The organism is Polaribacter sp. OB-PA-B3, from assembly GCF_054589375.1.
Map to the genome: position 1 here is coordinate 26118 of NZ_BAAIIX010000006.1, position 17851 is coordinate 43968.

The window sequence follows — 17851 nt, forward strand, 5'->3', positions numbered from 1 at the left end:
TATGCGAACAAAAGATATAGTGGATAGCCCGACCTGATAAGGTCACGCCCAAATAGTTATTATACTTCATCTAAAAAGGCGTTGCGATGTTTAATTCTTCACAATAGCCTGCGATTTCTTCATCTACTTCGGCTAGTTGTGCATCAATAGTTCTGAGTCTTGTGGTCACCGCATCTAGGTCAATGATAACCTCATCTTCAAACGTATCTACATAACGAGGCATATTGAGATTGTAATCGTTATCACGTATTTCTTGTATGGTGACTACGCTGCTGTATTTGTCCTTTTCGGTTCTATTGCGGTAGGTTTCTACAATTTCCATAACGTCCTGCTCTCGCAGTTCATTTTGGTTCTTTACCTTCTCATAATGGTCTTCACCACTGGCATCAATAAACATAATGGTATCATTTGCCTCACGGCATTTTTTGAGTACAAGAATACAGGTAGGAATGGATGTACCGTAAAATATATTTGCTGGTAAGCCTATAACGGCATCTAGTGCGTTCAACTCCTCGATGAGGTACTTACGTATTACGTGTTCTGCTGCGCCACGATACAGGACACCGTGAGGCAATACACACGCCATTGTACCATTATCTGCTAGCTGGTAATACATATGCGTTACAAATGCATAATCTGCCTTTGTGTTAGGTGCTAGCTTCCCGAACTGACTGAAACGCTCGTCTGTACTGTTGAGTGGATTTTTGTTCCCTTTCCAATGTGCTGAAAATGGTGGATTTGCCACAATCGCCTCAAAACGGTACTCTAGGTGTTGAGGTTCTTCTAATGTGTTTTCCTGACGTATATCGAACTGACGATAATGCACATCGTGCAGTATCATATTCATACGTGCGAGGTTGTAGGTGGTACGGTTTAATTCCTGACCGTAGAACTCACTTACGTCTGCTTCTTTGGCTACACGTAACAGCAATGAACCCGAACCACAGGTTGGGTCATATACTGATTTTACTTTGGTTTTTCCTGTAGTAACAATTTTGGCTAGTATGGTAGATACTTGTTGAGGTGTGTAGAATTCTCCAGCGGTTTTACCAGCTCCAGCTGCAAATTTACCGATAAGGAATTCATACGCATCTCCTAGTACGTCACTCTCAATATCTTCTAATCTAAAATCGATTTCATCTAAAGCATTGATAATCTTTACGATAATCTCATTTCTTGCGCCTACGGTACGTCCTAGCTTTGTTGAGGTTAGGTCTAAATCTTCAAAAAGTGCTTCAAAATCATCTTGAGACTCGCTGTCCATCGTGCTTTGCTCGATGTGTCTTAGGATTTCCTGAAGGTCATCCAGAATATACGTGCTTTCTCCTTCTACCTTTGAGCTTCCTTTTTGTGCTACTGCTGCAAATAGCTCTTCAGGTTTTAGGTAGTACCCTAATTTGATAAGTGACTCTTCACGGATTGCATCAAGTGTTTCAGTATCAGTTACTTGCGTGAAATCAGTAACTTCCTCACCTTCAAGTAGTTGGTTAGCATAAAGCTCCTGTTTTTCAGATAGATACTTAAAAAATATGAATCCTAAAATGTAATCACGATAATCGTCCGGATTCATTTTACCTCTCAGGAGGTTTGCTATTTCCCAGAGTTTACGCTGTAGGAGTTGTTTTTGTTCTTCTGACATTCGATTGGTTCGTTTCTTTAATTAGGTCTTTTACTTCAACTGATAGGATTTCTGCAATGGCAAACAATACTTCTAGGCGTGGCTGCTGTCTGTTCTGGACGTAGCCATTCACCATATTGTAGCTTTTACCTAGCTTTTCGGCTAGCCATATCTGCTTGATTCCCTTCCCGTTGAGTACTTCTTTTATCCTGTTCATTTGCTCAGAATTAGAACAGCAAAGTACTAAATTGTTAATAACTAATCGTTTTTTGATATAAAAAATACGTGAAAAATAATTTTAAACATTGATAATTAACTATTTGTAATAAATTTTAGTTTTCAATAAAACATACTTAACGACTCTATGTTAATCCATGTAAAAACATCAAAAACAAGGGATTAACACACAAACAATAGTACTAATACCCGTACTCATAGGTACATAAAGGAATTTTAAAACATTGAAATTTTTTAGAAAATTTTCTGGATAACAGTGAATGGATGTTTTAGACTTCATCTATAACTTTACATAAAAGCGGTGACCGCAAACCTAAAAAACCTCAATATATTACTAAAGCAGACAGGAAGGGAGCTGTTCCCTTTAAACTTTCTAACAAAAGAACTAATAATTATCAATGATTTGCTACCTTCTCTAGTCTCTCAGAAATATTGTGGTAATAATCTTTAAATTCGGGATTCTCTTTTAAAATTTCTTTTAATTTTTCTACACCCACTTGTTTATGATTTTCAATTCCTGTAATAATCAGTTCAGTATATAAAACAATTTTAATCTTAATCTTCCAACCATTCAAGTTTCGCGGTATAGCGTTTAAAAGCAGATTAGCCATCTGTACTACATTTGATGTATTTATATTACTTATATCCATAAGACTCTGTATTCTTAATACTTCGTTAGTAATTTGTGTTTTTTTAATCATCTCTTCTCGGCATTAAAAATTGTTCGTTTGCTTCGTTCTCAAAAAGCTTATATAATTGTTTATTTTTTAATAGTTTAATATATTCCTCCAAAGCATATTGAGGGTTTTCAACAAAACTATTCTTATATATCTGCTTTTGGTAATTATAAATTAGCTGAAATTCAAGCTCTGAAAAGAATAAAGTCTCGTGAGCATTTGAATATTCAAATAGCTCATTTAAACGATTCTCATAATTTATTAATACATATATTCTAATTATTGCTTCATCTGAAATAATCCAACTTCCTAAAAGGTCTCTATGAGTCTGTGCATCTAACTCTTTATCCCAACCTAAACCTACATCCAATTCAGAAGCCAATTTTGATGAGCAAAATTGTAAAAAGAGACTTTCATTTCTTGCAACATGCCTTATTATAACTTTTCTTTTAATTTCGCTAAATATCTCCATTTTTATTGTGGGTTTTTAATTAAATAATTTATTGTACATGCTTTATTTTGAACTGGTTTACAATACAATCTATAATTCTGTGTACTATTTAAGTATTTCTTCAATACTTCATTTATAATAGGCTCTAAGTACTTTGGCTCATAATCCGCAACCATATGAACGTGGTAACGATTTGATTTGTCTAACTCAATAGTTTCCATATAGTTTACATCAGCAGTTTCATTTTTAATTTCACTAACGATTTGCTGATGATATTCAAAGTCATAAAAATCTTTAGTTGTGTAACTTATATTTGATTTCCAACAATGGCTATAAATCGTTGTTTTACGTGGTTGCTTTAATTCAAAAGCATCTAATAAGGTATATTTTATGTAATATCTTCCACTTTTCTTATATATACTTCCTTGTTCTTTATATTTTTCAAAAACATCTTTAACCATATATTTCAAACTTCTGTAACTAATCCCTTTTAGTTCAACTAAATCTATTAAAGAGTACCAAACATCTATTTTATTATCATTCTTAGATTTTATAACACTATTAAATCTCTTTTTATCCTCTTCTTTTCTTAAACTCATATTTTTATTATTTTTTATTCTATTATTTTACAACAAGGCATAAGTAGGACTTGTCTATTAATAAATAGTCGAACAAAGGCAAAAGTGAATACTTTTGCACTATATTTTTATAAATTGCTTTTGTTTAAGGGGCTTGATAGCTAAAAATTATTTCTAAATTCCCTCTTTAACTACTGAAAGTTTGCCCCTGATAACCTTTTATTTGCTTACCTATTTTTTTAGTACCAAATAACTTGACTTTAAATTAGCAAGCTGATTTAGTTAAGGCATTATTAACCTCATCAAGTTTATAATAAACTCGATTTCCTATACTGTATGCAACAAGGATTTTTTTACTATTCCAACTATAAAGTGTAGTAAACGATACTCCAAGCATTTTAGCCACATCGTTACGACTAACCCACTCAGTTGGTTGCTTTGGTTGGAATTGTTTTTTGAATTGTTCTAATTCTTTTCTAACACCTTCTAAAATCGAATCGGTTAGCTTTTCTTCTGTGACATTAATTAATTGAATCATATTATTTATATTTTAATTATGATGCAATAATCCAAGGTCTCTAAAAAGGTCTCCAAGATTTAGAGACCTATTTCATATTTATTTTAAATTTATTTTATTTCTGCGTAAAAAATCTTCTACATTATCATTATAGTCCAAAGTTTTCTCCTCTGTTTCTTCTTTAGTTTTCCCTTTTACTAAATAACCTCCTCTATGTTTTTTAAAACTTGAAGGACTGCAATTCAATATTAATGCTCCAATAGTATTTTTATTTTTAGAATTAGTATCAACAGATTCTATTATGTTTAAAAAACCTAATTTATCAAATAATATTAACCTTTCCGCTAAACTGAAATCAGGTAAATTAGAAATATTCAAAACCTCTTCATCTTCTCTATCAATAATTTCACTATTAATGTTTTGGACTTTTTTCATAGTAAATTGTCCATCCCTGAACTTAACTTTAAATCCCAACTCATTACATTTTTCAACCAAAAAATCTAATATTTTATCTTTTTGATTTTTTAATTTAACTTTATTAGACTCAAAAAGGTATTCATAGAAATTAACATATACAAAATGGTCTGTTAAATCTGTTTTATGAATAAAAACGGATTTATGTTTTGTTTCAAAACTTTCATCTCCATCTTGAAAGTCTAAATAATACTGAATTTCATTTTTTAAAAAAGAAAATCTATCTCCATCACTTGTTATTTGTCTATAATTTGTAAAAAAATCTTCATAGTAAGTGAAATAGGTCTCAAAAGGTGAATAGCACCAAAAAAAATTATTTTTTTCAGCAAACTTATAAAGATTTTCAAATTCGAGATTAATTTGCAACTTTAAATCTTTAATTGAAGTTTCAATATTTCTTTGCCCTTCAATTTTTCCAATCTTATCAAAAGGTAAATAGCTTTGGTCTATTTCTAAAATAGGGTCGTAACTTTCTTCATCTGAATTTTTTTGAGCATCATATAATTTCATTAATTTAACCCAATTTGTCAGTTTTTTGTAATGAATAAGCGTTTGCTCTTCAATAAATTCTTTATCCATAAAGATTTTTTTGTTGTTAAATAATTACTCTAGCAATATAATTATTTTAACGAAAGAAATTATGTTTAGAAATCTTTTTAGCCCTCTCAATATCATCAACTTTGATATAATTGTAAAAAACTTCTTCAGTTGAATGTCCACTAATTGCCATTATATCAATGGTTGGCATACCGCTCTTATATGCGTTGGTACAAAAACTTCTTCTCCCTGTATGATTGGAAATTAATTCATACTTCTTGTAAGTAATAACAACTTTGCTACCTCCTCTTGTAATTTCTTTTTTAACATCATCATTGATTTCTGCTAACTCTCCCAACTCTTTTAAACAATAATTAATATGTTGTTCAGGCATTTTATGTGGAGGTTCTCCTCCGTTCTTATCTAAAATAGATTGAATATTAGAATTCACTGGAATTGTTAAATTTTTGGAATTTTTAGTTGTAATAATAGAAATATAAACAACTCCCCCTTCATTTATTAGGTTCTCTTTTGTTAATCTATTAAAATCACTAACTCTAAGTCCTGTATTTGAAGAAATTAAAAATAAATCTCTAGCATTCTCTAATTTTTCTTTAGTTAATAGAAAGTCCTTACTCGCTTTTTTAGGTTTATAATCCGAAAAATCTAACTTAAAAATTTTTTGAAGTTCATCTTCATTTAGGTAAATATTGTAGACCTCTTCTTTAGGAATTTTAAAAGCACTTTTTTTAAATTCCAAATTAGTATGTTGATTTCTCTCAAAACCAGAATTCATAATTGTTTTTAAAATTTTTATTTGAGTACCTATATAATTTAAAGAATAGTCCCTCTCATTTAAAAAATCTAAAAAACTTTGATAAAAGTTTAAATCTATTTTATCAAAACTTAATTTCTCAATACTGTCATTATATTCCTTAATAATTCGATATGCGTTTCTGTATGTTCTAGCTGTGCCAGACCCCATAGGCTTACCTGTAGAAATCATTGGGTTTACAGAATAGTTATCTATAAACCATTTATAAAATTGAATGATTTCAATTCTTTGCTCTACTTCCTTTTCTATATTTTTCTTTCTATTTAGTAAAACAGAAACTTTACTTTTTAAAATTTCGTTATCTAAATTTAAACCCTTTGTAACATAACTAATATTTAATTTTTCAACACAATTTTGAATTTCAGTTAATCGGTTATTAACTTCATTTTTATAAATTTCAGAAGCAACATTCTTAATTCTCATTTTGTCTACATCCCAGTTTTTCAAATTTAAAATACTTAACCCTGTAGAAAATCGAAATCTTTTTCCAGTACCATAATTAAAAAACAGCTGAATTTTTGCTGACTTCCCTTTTCCCTCCCTAAGCTTAAATGTAACCTTTGCCATAATTCTAATATTATAAACCAAAGATAACCAATAGTGACACGTTATTAAAATAAATAAGCCTTTTTTTGTGTCACTTTTTATTTTATTTAGGTTTACCTAAAATTACTTAACGTTGTAGTAAAATCACATAAAAGCCAACAAAATAAACAAATACTAATTTTTAAAAGAATAATTTATAGTAGTTTATAAAATAACGAAAACCTAATTTCTGAATCCTAGCATGGTCACAAAAAAAAGCTTCCATATTTATGGAAGCTTTTTTTATTAAATTCAAAATTAAATTCATTTAAATAGTTATTATTCAAAAACAATTAACTAAATTTAAGTTTTTATTACAACTACGAAAATTTACAAAAATATATTATACCCCTTATCTTCACGCAATAAGCGTCCCACTTCTTTTGAAGTGGGTTTTTTATTATACAAAAAGACCTTAAACTTTCGCTTAAGGCCTTTTATCTAACCAAACTTAGTATTAAAACTAACTACTACTATCTTTAAATATCTTTTTTGATCCATAGAACATTCCTACAACCAATAAAACACTAGTAAAACCATCTATTGGTAAACCTGGTGGCGGTGGTGGTGGAATTGGAGGTGGCACAATCTGACTATATCCTAAAAAAGGAAAAGAAAAAACCACTACTAATATTATTATAATTCTTAAACTCATTTCTTACTTTCTATTATATAAGACACATACGTTTATAAAAGTCACTTGGTTTTTATAAAAAAATAAAAAACTTGAGATTTCTCTCAAGTTTAGTCTAAATATTGTCTTAATGCAATTCTATGTTCTGGTTTACTTTTATTGTAATTACTTACAACCAATTCTAAAATTTCTGGTTGCTTATACCCTACTTCTTTTTTATTTAAAAACTTAGATACATATAAATTATATTGCAAACCATCTTTCTCGAAAATTAAAAAATGAGTATCATTCAAATCTGTAAAACAAATTTCATTTCCAGAAAAAGAACCAGACTGGTCTTTAAAAAAGTCAGAAAATTCGAAATACTTAAAAACGTTTTCCATATACCCTATATTAATTCTGCTGATAAACCCAATTGTAATAATTTAGAGCATCTTGGTTCTAAATCTTTAAACTCACCAGACTTTACAGTACACTTGCCTTTATAATGCACCAAAGTTGCACATTGTTCTGCTTGCTCTACGGTATGATCACAAACACTCATTAAAGAATCTATTACATGATCAAAAGTATTAACATCATCATTATGCAAAACTATTTCATGCTGAAAAACTTCTTGCTCTAAAACATCAACTTGTTCTTGAATTTTTTCTTTTGTACTCATATTATAAAAATATAAAAAATTATTTATTATACTTTAATGCTACCCAATTATTTCTGGTAATATAAGTTTCTAATTTTAAATTGTATTTAGAAACTTCTGCATCTATAACCGGTATATCTTCCTCATAAAATCCGCTTAATAACAAAACGCCGTTTTCTTTTAAACATTCTGTATATATTTTCATATCCATCAATAGAATATTCCTGTTAATGTTTGCAATTATTACATCAAATTTTTTGTTGATTAATAATGATGAATCTCCTTCGAAAACAGCTATATTATTACAATTATTTCTAGCTACATTTTCTAATGAATTTTCATAACACCAATTATCGATATCTATAGCTTCTAATTGTGCAGCACCTTTCATTTCTGCAAAAATTGCTAAAATTCCTGTACCACACCCCATATCTAAAACAGATTTACCTTTTAAATCTAAATTTATCAAATGCTGTACCATCATGTGTGTTGTTTCATGATGTCCAGTGCCAAAACTCATTTTTGGCTCTATAACGATATCATATTTTAAATTAGGGTTTTTATGAAACGGCGCACGAATACTTACTAAATCATCTACCTGAATTGGTGTAAAGTTTTTTTCCCATTCTGCATTCCAATTAGTTTGCGCTACTTCATTTTGAGTAAATTCAATTGAAAACTCATCAGAATTTAAAACAAAAATAGATTCTAGAATTTTTGAATTCCATTCACTTTTTTGAATATAAGCTGTTACTCCATTTTCATTCTCTACAAAACTTTCAAAACCAACGTTTCCTAACTCTGCTATTAAAATTTCTGTTGCTGGTTCTTTTGGTGAAACAGTAAAATTGTACTCTATATAAATGTTATCCATAATTATTAAATCAAAAAAAATGCATCGAGAAAATATCTCGATGCAAATTTATTGGTTTTCTTTTAAAGTTACCTAATTAGATAGCATTAATAATTCCTGTAAAATCTTCTACTTTTAAAGCTGCACCACCAATTAAACCTCCATCAACATCTGGTTTAGAGAAAATCTCTTCTGCATTTGCAGGTTTTACACTTCCACCATACAAGATAGAAACATTATCTGCTACTTCTTTACTATATTTTTTCTCTATAATACTTCTAATAAAAGCGTGCATTTCTTGCGCTTGTTCTGGACTTGCAGTCTCACCTGTACCTATAGCCCAAACCGGTTCGTAAGCCAAAATTATGCTTCCCCAATCTTTAGCTTCTAAATGAAACAATGCATTAGAAAGTTGGCTTTCTACTACTTTAAAATGATTGTCAGATTTTCTATCTTCTAACAATTCACCAAAACAAAAAATTGTTTCCATACCATTTTCTAAAACAGCATCTACTTTTTCTGCCAATGCAGCATCAGTTTCATTAAAATAAGTTCTTCTTTCTGAATGACCTAAAATTACCGTTTCTACACCTATAGCTTTTAACATATCTGCAGATACTTCTCCTGTATAAGCTCCGTTTTTTGCTTGATGCATGTTTTGAGCAACTACTTCTATCACAGATTTTTTTGCAGCTTTAACAGAAGACGATAAGTTTACAAAAGTTGGCGCCACTATAACACGTGTATTCTCTAACGGTAAATTTTTAATTGCTTTTTTTAAAGACTTTATTAAACTTTTACTTTCTTCTTTATTGTTATTCAACTTCCAATTTCCTGCAACAATCTTTGTTCTCATAATTATTATTTTTAAAGCTTAAAAGCTATATTTTTAATTTTAATTTCTGATGTAAATTTAAGAAATGGAACTTAATTTATTAGTTACAATCGAAATTAGTTACTAAAACGATTTATATAGTTTTATTTAGCGCATCTACTATTGCATTATCCGAAGCTCTTGTAGCTTTGAAAAGTGAGATTTCTCCTTTTTCATCAACAACCAAATATCTAGGAATCCAATTGAGGTTTATAAAATCGACAAAGTCGCCATTCTTCATCCCTTTAGGCAAATTATAATGTTCTCCGCTGATTTTAAATCTTCTAATCCCATTTTTCCATTCAGATTGACTTTTATCCACAGACAAAAATAAAAAAACTACATCGGGATATTCTTTTTGAAGATTCTTAACACTTGGTAAACCTTTAATACAATCGGAACACCAAGAAGCCCAAACATCTATTAAAATTTTCTTCCCCCTATATGTATCTAATACACTTTTAAAAGTTTTTTGAGATTTTTTTAAATCGAAAACAACCTCTTTTAAAGCTAAATTTGAAAACTCGGTTGGCTTTTCTAGATTACAACTAGAAATGATTACTACTAAAATTAATAAGATTTTTTTCATTAGAGAAACATAATAATTTATTTTATGGTCTTCTTTACTTGTTAAATCTTACAAATTAAAGTGAAATTAAGTATTTTTGCGAAACTTTATTTAAATTATGACAACACAAGAATTAGTAGCTCAAATTAAAAAGAAAAAATCGTTTTTATGTATTGGATTAGATGTAGATCTAAACAAAATCCCTGAGCATTTGCTTAAGGAAGAAGATCCTATTTTCGAATTTAATAAAGCAATAATTGACGCTACACACCATTTATGTGTTGCCTACAAACCAAACACTGCTTTTTATGAAGCATATGGTTTAAAAGGATGGAAATCTTTAGAAAAAACAATTAACTATTTAAATAAAAAGTATCCAGAAATATATACAATTGCAGATGCAAAACGTGGTGATATTGGCAATACCTCTACAATGTACGCAAACGCTTTTTTTGAAGATTTAGCTTTTGACTCTGTAACTGTTGCACCTTACATGGGTAAAGATTCTGTAGAACCTTTTTTAGCTTTTGAAAACAAACACACAATTATGTTGGCATTAACTTCTAATGAAGGTGCTTTCGATTTTCAAACAAAAAAAATTGATGATTTAGAAGTGTATAAACACGTATTAGAAACTTCTAAAAACTGGCAAAACTCTAAAAACTTGATGTATGTTGTTGGCGCAACAAAAGCAGAATATTTTAAAGAAATTAGAAAAATAGTACCAAATTCTTTCTTACTTGTACCAGGTGTTGGTGCGCAAGGTGGTAATTTAGAGGATGTTTGTAAGTATGGCCTATCGAAAAACATCGGACTTTTAATAAATTCTTCTAGAGGAATTATTTACGCCTCTAAAGATGTAAACTTTGCCAATGAAGCAGCAAAAAAAGCTAAGGAACTTCAAGTTAAAATGGCTACTTTAATATAAGTATTGAAAGAAAGTTTAAGAATCATATCATTAGTACCAAGCATAACCGAATTGCTAGTCGATCTAGGTTTAGAAGCTCAAATTGTTGGCATCACAAAGTTTTGCGTACATCCTAAAAATCTTTTAAAAGAAAAAAATATTGTTGGTGGTACAAAAAACATCAAGCTAGATAAAATTGAAGCTTTAAACCCAACGATTATTCTTTGTAATAAAGAAGAAAACACGAAAGAAATCGTAGCAAAATGCAGCAAAATTACTAAAACTCATGTTTCTGATTTATTTACTATTAAAGACGTACTTAATTTAATTGATTACTACGGAAAAATTCTTTTTTGTGAAGATAAAGCCTTTAAAATAATTTCAGAAATTGAATTAAAATTGATAGATTTTAATCGGTTTATTAAAGACAAACCTACATTAAACGTTGTTTATTTTATATGGAAAAACCCATGGATGATTGCTGCCAATAACACATTTATCAATCACTTATTAGAAATAAACAATTTTAATAATATTTATAAAAACTTAAGTAGATACCCAGAAATTCACATTGATGATTTAAAAAATAGAAACATAGATTGTATCTTTTTATCATCAGAACCTTTTCCTTTTCAAGAAAAAAATAAAAATGATTTTATTTTTAGCTCTAAAGTACATTTAATTGATGGCGAATATTTTTCTTGGTACGGAAGTAGACTTATAAAAGCCTTTGATTATTTTAAAAAATTAAGAAACGATATTGAATCACTTAACGCTTTAAGTAATTAAGTTTGTTCAATTTTTCTAAAATTCTCATATAAAAAAACCACCTTTTAAAAAAGGTGGCCTTTACAAATCTAATAATTAGATTTTAATTTTGATCTGCTTCAGTTAAATTAGGATTTGCATCAATTTCTCTTTGAGGAATTTTCCAGATCCAAGCATCATTTAAAGAAGGTTTGTCTTGTTTAAATCCGGCTTGGTACAATACTTCTGCAGCACCAGAATTTGTTAAATCAATACCTTCATCCCAACGGATGTGATCTAACCAACTAAATCCTTCTCCATATAATTCTACCCTTCTTTGAAGTTTAATTTGATCCATTAGTTTTTCTTTTGTATCAAAAACAGTTACATCAAAAGCACTATCTCTTTCTTCAGCTAAAGGTTTTAACGCTGTTTGAGCGCCAGTTACATCATTCATCATAGCTTCTGCTTCTGCTTCAATTAAATACATTTCAGAAGAACGCATATAAATTACATCATCAGGATCTATAGTACCTGGGTTCTTTTGTCTGAATTTCACATGCATGTATGGATGGGTATTATGTCTTGTTGTAACACCCCACTTACTTACAATTTCTGCTTTAGCTGCATCAAAATCCTCTTCAGTATCATAGTTTGGATCTGTTAAAAAGCTTCCTCCTTCACCATTTGCAGCTGCACCATTGGTATTAGGAGCCAATGGTAAGAATAAATCTGCCCTGTAATCTGTATCAGGAATCGCATCGTAAACTTCTTTACTTATTGTTTTAGGGTTACCTCTGTTTTGACTCCCTTGAAAGGTAGGAGAAATATAATAGAAATAAGAACGGAAAAATGTAGTTTCAGATTGAATTACATTACCACCCCAAATAACTTCTGATAAATCTACTGTGTTAAACCCAGACTTCCAATCTGCTTCGTTAATTAAAGGATAACCCTCACGAGCTTTTTTTGCCGCATCAGAAGCAGCTTGCCAATCACCTTCAGATAAAGCAACTCTAGCTTTAATACCATATGCTGCATTTATATTTAATTGAGATTTATCTACTCTTGCAGATGCATTTTCAAAAAATTCAATAGATTTTCCTAAATCTAAATTTATCTGATCATAAATAGCCTGAACAGAAGATCTTGGTTCACTTGTATAAGGCGCTTCGGTTTTAAATAGCAATGGTACACCAGGGTCTGTAGAAGGATTACCAATTAAATACCCTTTAGCGTAAGTTGTAACTAAAGAATGATAAGCCCAAGCTCTATATGCATAAGCTTGCCCCAATATATTACTCATATTAGCATCAATAGTTAAACCATCTTCTTCTACTTTATTAATTATTGCATTACAACTAGCTATAAAATGATAACGTTGATACCATAATTGACTTACTGATTCCGAAGTTTCTAAAGTATGAACATTCCATTGTAATTCTGCTCTCATCCATCCATTAGCTCTAGCCGTGTGAATTAAATCTCCAGTCAAAACATCAAACATAGGAATCCAGTATTGCATACCGGCTCTACTATTAGATCCACCAGGAATTATACCTGCTTGAGCATACATTAATCTATGTAACCCATTTAAAACCAATGCCATATTTTCTGGCGTAGACAATGCATCTCCTGCAGAAATCGCATCTGTTGGTTTAGTTTCTAAAAAATCTTCGTTACATGATGTTAAAGTGATCGTTAAAACCACTAGCAACAATGCGCTTATTTTTTTTAACATAATTATTCTTTATTTTTTATTATTTATTAAAATGACACATTTAAACCAAAAGTTATAGTCTTAGATGGATTAAAATCATTTCCAGAAGGAGTTCCTCCTAAATTATACTGTGGATTTAAACCTGTTCTAGCACTTTGCAAAAATAAATTTTCACCAGAAACATAAACCCTTAAACTATTTACACCAAATTTCTCTGTAATATCATTATTAAAAGCGTAACCAAAGTTTGCATTTTTTAAAGCTAAAAAAGAAGCACTAGTTAAAAATCTAGTTGATTGTGCCTGAACTTGATTTGTATTTCCAACTTCTAATCTTGGTACACTAGTAATATCACCTGGCTGTTTCCATGCATTTAAAGCATCTGGGTGATATGAATCTCCATATGATCCTGAATGCATCATGTCTGAATATCCGTAATCTAAAAACTTACCTCCAATACCATAAGTAAATAATAAATCTAAAGAGAAACCTTTATAAGAAAAAGAATTAGATATAGAACCTAATACATCAGGAATAGTAGTCTCATCTGCATAAGCTCTACCTGCATCTTGCCAACTATTAGTCGTTTCGTGATTACCGTCTGCATCTAAAACAGCTACTCTATCTCCATTTTCTCCGTCTTCAAACATATAATATAATGCGTCTCCGTTAGCAGGATCTACACCAGCTGAGTGAAAAATATAAAAATCATACCTAGATCTTCCTTCTTCCCATCTTTTTGACCCAGTAACAAAAGGATCTGGTAAAGACGTAATTTCATTTTTAAATGTTGAAGCTTGTACACTTAAATCCCACTTAAAATCATTCTTATTAATTAAATGCCCTGTTAATCCTAACTCGTAACCAGAATTATACATGTCTGCAATATTAAAAGGAGCAGAATTTATACCATTAGATAAAGGTATTGGTAAGTTGTATAATAAATCTGTAGAATTCTTTTTATAATATTCTATAGAACCTTCTAGGAAATTATTAAATAATCCAAATTCTAAAGCAACATCCCAGCTACCTACGGTTTCCCATGTTAATTCATTATTTCCTGGATCGGTAAAAACTAGACCAGGTGCACCTGCATTAGATGTAATACTGTATAATGCTTGAGAAATAAAGAACCCTAAGTTATCGTTACCTACTTGACCATAAGATGCTCTTAATTTTAAACGATCTATAAATGAAACATTTTGCATAAATTTTTCTTGATCAATTCTCCAAGAAGCTCCTAAAGAATAAAAATTACCCCATCTAGCATCTCTACTAAAAGAAGACGAACCATCTCTTCTAGCCGAAGCTGTTAAGTAATATTTATTATCAAAATTATAGTTTAATCTAGCAAAATAACCTTCTACTCTTTTTAAAGTACTAGAACCATTTAAACTAACTGGTACAGAAAAATTGTCGAATTCAAATATACCACTTGCAGTTTCTGTAGTTGCTAAAGCATTATTATTAGAAAATGCTCTATCATAGCTTTCGTGACCTGCAGTAATGTCAAAATTATGCACATCATTGAAAGATTTTTTAAAGCTTAAAACTTGAGAAAAGTTTTGTACATCTCTTCTAAATCTAGTTTCACCATATCTAGCAGTTGGTTGTCCGTCTCCAACAATAGGGTTTTCATAACTTTTATTAATTCCTTCATTAATATCTCTACCATAATTAAATTTTAAATTTAGTCCTTCTGCTAATTTAAAATCTGCATAATATCTAAAACCATAGGTGTTATTTCTATTTAACTCATCGTTTAAAATAGCTTCTGCTATAGCATGACGACCAGCATTGTATGGTCTTGAACCTTGGTTTAAAGAAAAATCTCCTTCACCAAGATCATACTGAGGATTACCTGCAGCATCCAATATTAAGTTACCATTTGCGTCATTTAAGTAAACTGGATATATTGAAGCTATATTTTTAGCAAAAGCAAATGGATTTGCGATACTAGTTCCTCTAGATGGAGGCCCTTTAGATTCTGATATAGAAACATTTGCACTACCACCAATAGATAACCATTTGTTCACATCGAAATCTGCATTAAGACGAGTAGTTATTCTGTCGAATTTAGACGTTATAATATATCCTTCTTCATCTAAATAAGATGTAGAGAAAAATACTTTATGATTCTCACCACCAGTAGCCACATTTACAGAATGATTAACTCTTGTACCAACCTGATCTAATTTGTCATACCAGTTTAAGCTTTTATAAATTAAATTAGCGTTTGGATTTAATTTACCATCGACACCAACTATTTGATCATTAGCAACGTTAAAAGGATTATAACCAAGGCGATTATAAATTTCTGCTGAAGCTCTCGACTCTCGATCTGATCCTGTTAGTGAGTTCTTGTAAGCTTCCCACATTAACTCGTAATATTGACCAGGATTAGCATAATCATATTCTGGTATACCTCTAGTTACTAAACCATACTGTGTAGAAAAGTTTACTTGTGTTTTACCTTTAGTACCACTCTTCGTAGTAATTAAAACTACACCATTTGCAGCACGAGCACCATAAAGAGCTGTTGAAGCTGCATCTTTAAGAATAGTCATAGATTCGATATCTTCTTGATTTATTGTATTTAACGAACCTTCAAACTGAATACCATCTACAATATACAAAGGAGTTGCTGAACCGTTTAAAGTACCAACTCCTCTAATAACTATTCCTGGGGAAGAACCTGGTTGACCAGAAGAAGATACTATTTGAACACCAGTAGCTTTACCTTCTATAGCTGCAATAGGTGAAGTAACATTTCTTAATGCTAAATCTTTAGCTCCAACCACGTCTGCAGAACCTGTAAATGCAGCTTTTGTTGTTGTACCATAAGCCACAACAACAACTTCATCTAAAACACTACTATCTTCTTTTAAGCTTACGTTAATAACATTAGAGTTACCTATTATTTTTTCAATAGTTTTATAACCTAAATAACGAAATACTAAAACATCTCCCTTGCTTGCATTTATCTTGTAAACACCATTAAAATCTGTTTCTGTACCATTGGTAGTTCCTTTTACCAAGACACTAACACCTGGCAAAATACCAGAGGAGTCAGTTACTGTTCCAGATACTGAAACTTGCTGCGCATTTGCCACAATTGCTCCCATAAAGAGAAATAGCAACAAAACATTCTTTTTAATTTTTTTCATAAAATATTTGAGTTGAATTATTATTATGAGACGAATCTAAATATTATGTTAAGAATGAAGGTCCCAAAAGAAAAAATTAACACAAGCGTAGTATATACTTTAACAATTCCTTAACGAATAAGGATTGTAAGTTGAATTTTTTAAGGAAAATTTATAAAAACACAAAATCAACAAAGAATAATTTAACAAAAACTGTTAAACATAAGTTCATTAAAAACATAAAAAACTAAAAATGAGAAAAATAACTTTGAAAAAAAATTAACGTTGTAAGTAATTAAGTTTGTTCAATTTTTCTAAAATTCTCATCGCCTTATATGCAGCAAAATCGCTTATAGTTTCATCTATAAAACGATAGCTGTTAGATTTTTCTAACAATTTAAAATAACTGTCTTTTAAATGCTTACTGTAAGTTTGTAGTTGATGTATACGTGACATAATTAAAACAATTTGTCTTTAAATATAATAAAATATTTAAAGACAAATTGTTAAAAATCAGTATTTTATTAATCTTGCAAAGCAAAAACTTGCTTTAACAATGCAGTATTTCTCAATCCAACTTTTTCCCTAATTCCTTTTTCTTCAACCTCTATCATAGTAAATACTCCTTTTAATGCTTCTGTAGTTACATAATTAGTTAAATCCGGATTCACTTTTTTTACAAAGGGAATATTATTGTATTTTGATATTAAATTATTCCAAACCTTATCGGCACCAACTTTAGAAAAAGATTTATCTATTACTGGTGTAAAACTCGCATATAAATTTTGCTCTGTTTTTGTTTGCAAATAATTAGTTGCGGCGTTTTTATCTCCTAAAAGGATATTTTTTGCATCGTTAAATGTTATTTCTTTTACTGCATTTACAAAGATTGGCGTAGCAGTTTTAACAGCATCCTCTGCCGCTCTATTTAAAACCTTAATACCTTCATCAGCTAAATTCCCTAACCCTAAACTTCTTAATCCTTTATCTACAGCCTGCAGTTCTTCTGGTAAAATTATTTTAACTAATTCGTTTCTATAAAAACCATCTTTAGAAGTTAACTTTGTAACTTGATTCTTAATTCCGTTATCCAAAGCTTGTCTTAAACCATTACCTATTTGGTCTTGGGTTAAACCACCTCCATTAGGTAAATTCTTTACTACATTTTGTAATTCTGCACAACCTACAAATTGAAGCGCTACAACTAAAACTAATATTCTTTTTATCATTTTCTGTTTTTTACTCTTTAT

Annotated in this window: 20 protein-coding genes; 2 read left to right on the plus strand and 18 right to left on the minus strand. The window is 30.1% G+C overall.

Annotation, left to right across the window (positions count from 1 at the left end; genetic code table 11):
- Positions 1-70: 70 nt before the first annotated feature.
- From ACYPV9_RS11310 to ACYPV9_RS11375, 14 genes are all read right to left on the minus strand, one after another.
- Positions 71-1639: a type I restriction-modification system subunit M gene (locus tag ACYPV9_RS11310; protein WP_459743800.1), complete on the minus strand. Its 1569-nt coding sequence runs from the start codon at positions 1637-1639 to the stop codon at positions 71-73.
- The gene (locus ACYPV9_RS11315) at positions 1605-1835 is read right to left on the minus strand and encodes a helix-turn-helix domain-containing protein (protein WP_459743803.1); all 231 of its coding nucleotides are present in this window, start codon (positions 1833-1835) and stop codon (positions 1605-1607) included. Before ACYPV9_RS11315 ends, ACYPV9_RS11310 begins: the two co-directional genes overlap by 35 nt.
- A gap of 415 nt (positions 1836-2250) precedes the next feature.
- Complete coding sequence (locus ACYPV9_RS11320) at positions 2251-2466, minus strand: hypothetical protein (RefSeq protein ID WP_459743805.1); 216 nt, start codon at positions 2464-2466, stop codon at positions 2251-2253.
- Positions 2467-2548: 82 nt separating this feature from the next.
- A complete protein-coding gene (locus ACYPV9_RS11325) occupies positions 2549-3004 on the minus strand; it encodes a hypothetical protein (protein ID WP_459743807.1) in 456 nt (151 codons plus the stop codon).
- Between the two features lie 2 nt (positions 3005-3006).
- Positions 3007-3582, minus strand: a complete 576-nt coding sequence (locus tag ACYPV9_RS11330) for a hypothetical protein (protein WP_459743808.1) — start codon at positions 3580-3582, stop codon at positions 3007-3009.
- Between the two features lie 244 nt (positions 3583-3826).
- Positions 3827-4099 carry a helix-turn-helix domain-containing protein gene (locus ACYPV9_RS11335; protein WP_459743810.1) on the minus strand — a complete coding sequence of 91 codons (273 nt, stop codon included), beginning with the start codon at positions 4097-4099 and terminating at the stop codon, positions 3827-3829.
- 78 nt (positions 4100-4177) lie between these two features.
- On the minus strand, positions 4178-5131 hold the full coding sequence (locus ACYPV9_RS11340) for a hypothetical protein (RefSeq protein ID WP_459743812.1): 954 nt from the start codon (positions 5129-5131) through the stop codon (positions 4178-4180).
- 46 nt (positions 5132-5177) lie between these two features.
- Complete coding sequence (locus ACYPV9_RS11345; RefSeq protein WP_459743815.1) at positions 5178-6491, minus strand: tyrosine-type recombinase/integrase; 1314 nt, start codon at positions 6489-6491, stop codon at positions 5178-5180.
- Positions 6492-6972: 481 nt separating this feature from the next.
- Positions 6973-7164, minus strand: a complete 192-nt coding sequence (locus ACYPV9_RS11350) for a PID-CTERM protein-sorting domain-containing protein (protein WP_459743817.1) — start codon at positions 7162-7164, stop codon at positions 6973-6975.
- A gap of 89 nt (positions 7165-7253) precedes the next feature.
- Positions 7254-7526: a hypothetical protein gene (locus ACYPV9_RS11355; protein WP_459743820.1), complete on the minus strand. Its 273-nt coding sequence runs from the start codon at positions 7524-7526 to the stop codon at positions 7254-7256.
- A 5-nt stretch (positions 7527-7531) separates the two neighbouring features.
- Positions 7532-7807 (minus strand): ATP-dependent Clp protease adaptor ClpS, encoded by a 276-nt coding sequence (locus tag ACYPV9_RS11360; RefSeq protein WP_299063978.1) that lies wholly within the window; start codon positions 7805-7807, stop codon positions 7532-7534.
- 19 nt (positions 7808-7826) lie between these two features.
- Positions 7827-8660, minus strand: coding sequence for a 50S ribosomal protein L11 methyltransferase (gene prmA / locus ACYPV9_RS11365; protein ID WP_459743824.1), 834 nt, complete (start codon positions 8658-8660; stop codon positions 7827-7829).
- Between the two features lie 76 nt (positions 8661-8736).
- Complete coding sequence (tpiA, locus tag ACYPV9_RS11370; RefSeq protein ID WP_459743827.1) at positions 8737-9495, minus strand: triose-phosphate isomerase; 759 nt, start codon at positions 9493-9495, stop codon at positions 8737-8739.
- 112 nt (positions 9496-9607) lie between these two features.
- Positions 9608-10102 carry a TlpA family protein disulfide reductase gene (locus ACYPV9_RS11375; protein WP_459743829.1) on the minus strand — a complete coding sequence of 165 codons (495 nt, stop codon included), beginning with the start codon at positions 10100-10102 and terminating at the stop codon, positions 9608-9610.
- 97 nt (positions 10103-10199) lie between these two features.
- Between ACYPV9_RS11375 and pyrF the strand changes: the two genes are divergently transcribed.
- Both pyrF and ACYPV9_RS11385 read left to right on the plus strand, forming a co-directional pair.
- Complete coding sequence (gene pyrF / locus ACYPV9_RS11380) at positions 10200-11009, plus strand: orotidine-5'-phosphate decarboxylase (protein ID WP_459743831.1); 810 nt, start codon at positions 10200-10202, stop codon at positions 11007-11009.
- 3 nt (positions 11010-11012) lie between these two features.
- Complete coding sequence (locus tag ACYPV9_RS11385; protein ID WP_459743834.1) at positions 11013-11777, plus strand: ABC transporter substrate-binding protein; 765 nt, start codon at positions 11013-11015, stop codon at positions 11775-11777.
- A gap of 82 nt (positions 11778-11859) precedes the next feature.
- Here the strand turns inward: ACYPV9_RS11385 and ACYPV9_RS11390 are convergent, their stop codons facing one another.
- The 4 genes from ACYPV9_RS11390 to ACYPV9_RS11405 all read right to left on the minus strand — a co-directional run bounded on the left by ACYPV9_RS11390 (position 11860) and on the right by ACYPV9_RS11405 (position 17830).
- Positions 11860-13476, minus strand: a complete 1617-nt coding sequence (locus ACYPV9_RS11390) for a RagB/SusD family nutrient uptake outer membrane protein (protein WP_459743838.1) — start codon at positions 13474-13476, stop codon at positions 11860-11862.
- 26 nt (positions 13477-13502) lie between these two features.
- Positions 13503-16622: a SusC/RagA family TonB-linked outer membrane protein gene (locus ACYPV9_RS11395; RefSeq protein ID WP_459743842.1), complete on the minus strand. Its 3120-nt coding sequence runs from the start codon at positions 16620-16622 to the stop codon at positions 13503-13505.
- A 258-nt stretch (positions 16623-16880) separates the two neighbouring features.
- Positions 16881-17057: a hypothetical protein gene (locus ACYPV9_RS11400; protein WP_459743846.1), complete on the minus strand. Its 177-nt coding sequence runs from the start codon at positions 17055-17057 to the stop codon at positions 16881-16883.
- 68 nt (positions 17058-17125) lie between these two features.
- Positions 17126-17830 (minus strand): DUF4197 domain-containing protein, encoded by a 705-nt coding sequence (locus ACYPV9_RS11405; RefSeq protein ID WP_079738201.1) that lies wholly within the window; start codon positions 17828-17830, stop codon positions 17126-17128.
- Between the last annotated feature and the right edge of the window lie 21 nt (positions 17831-17851).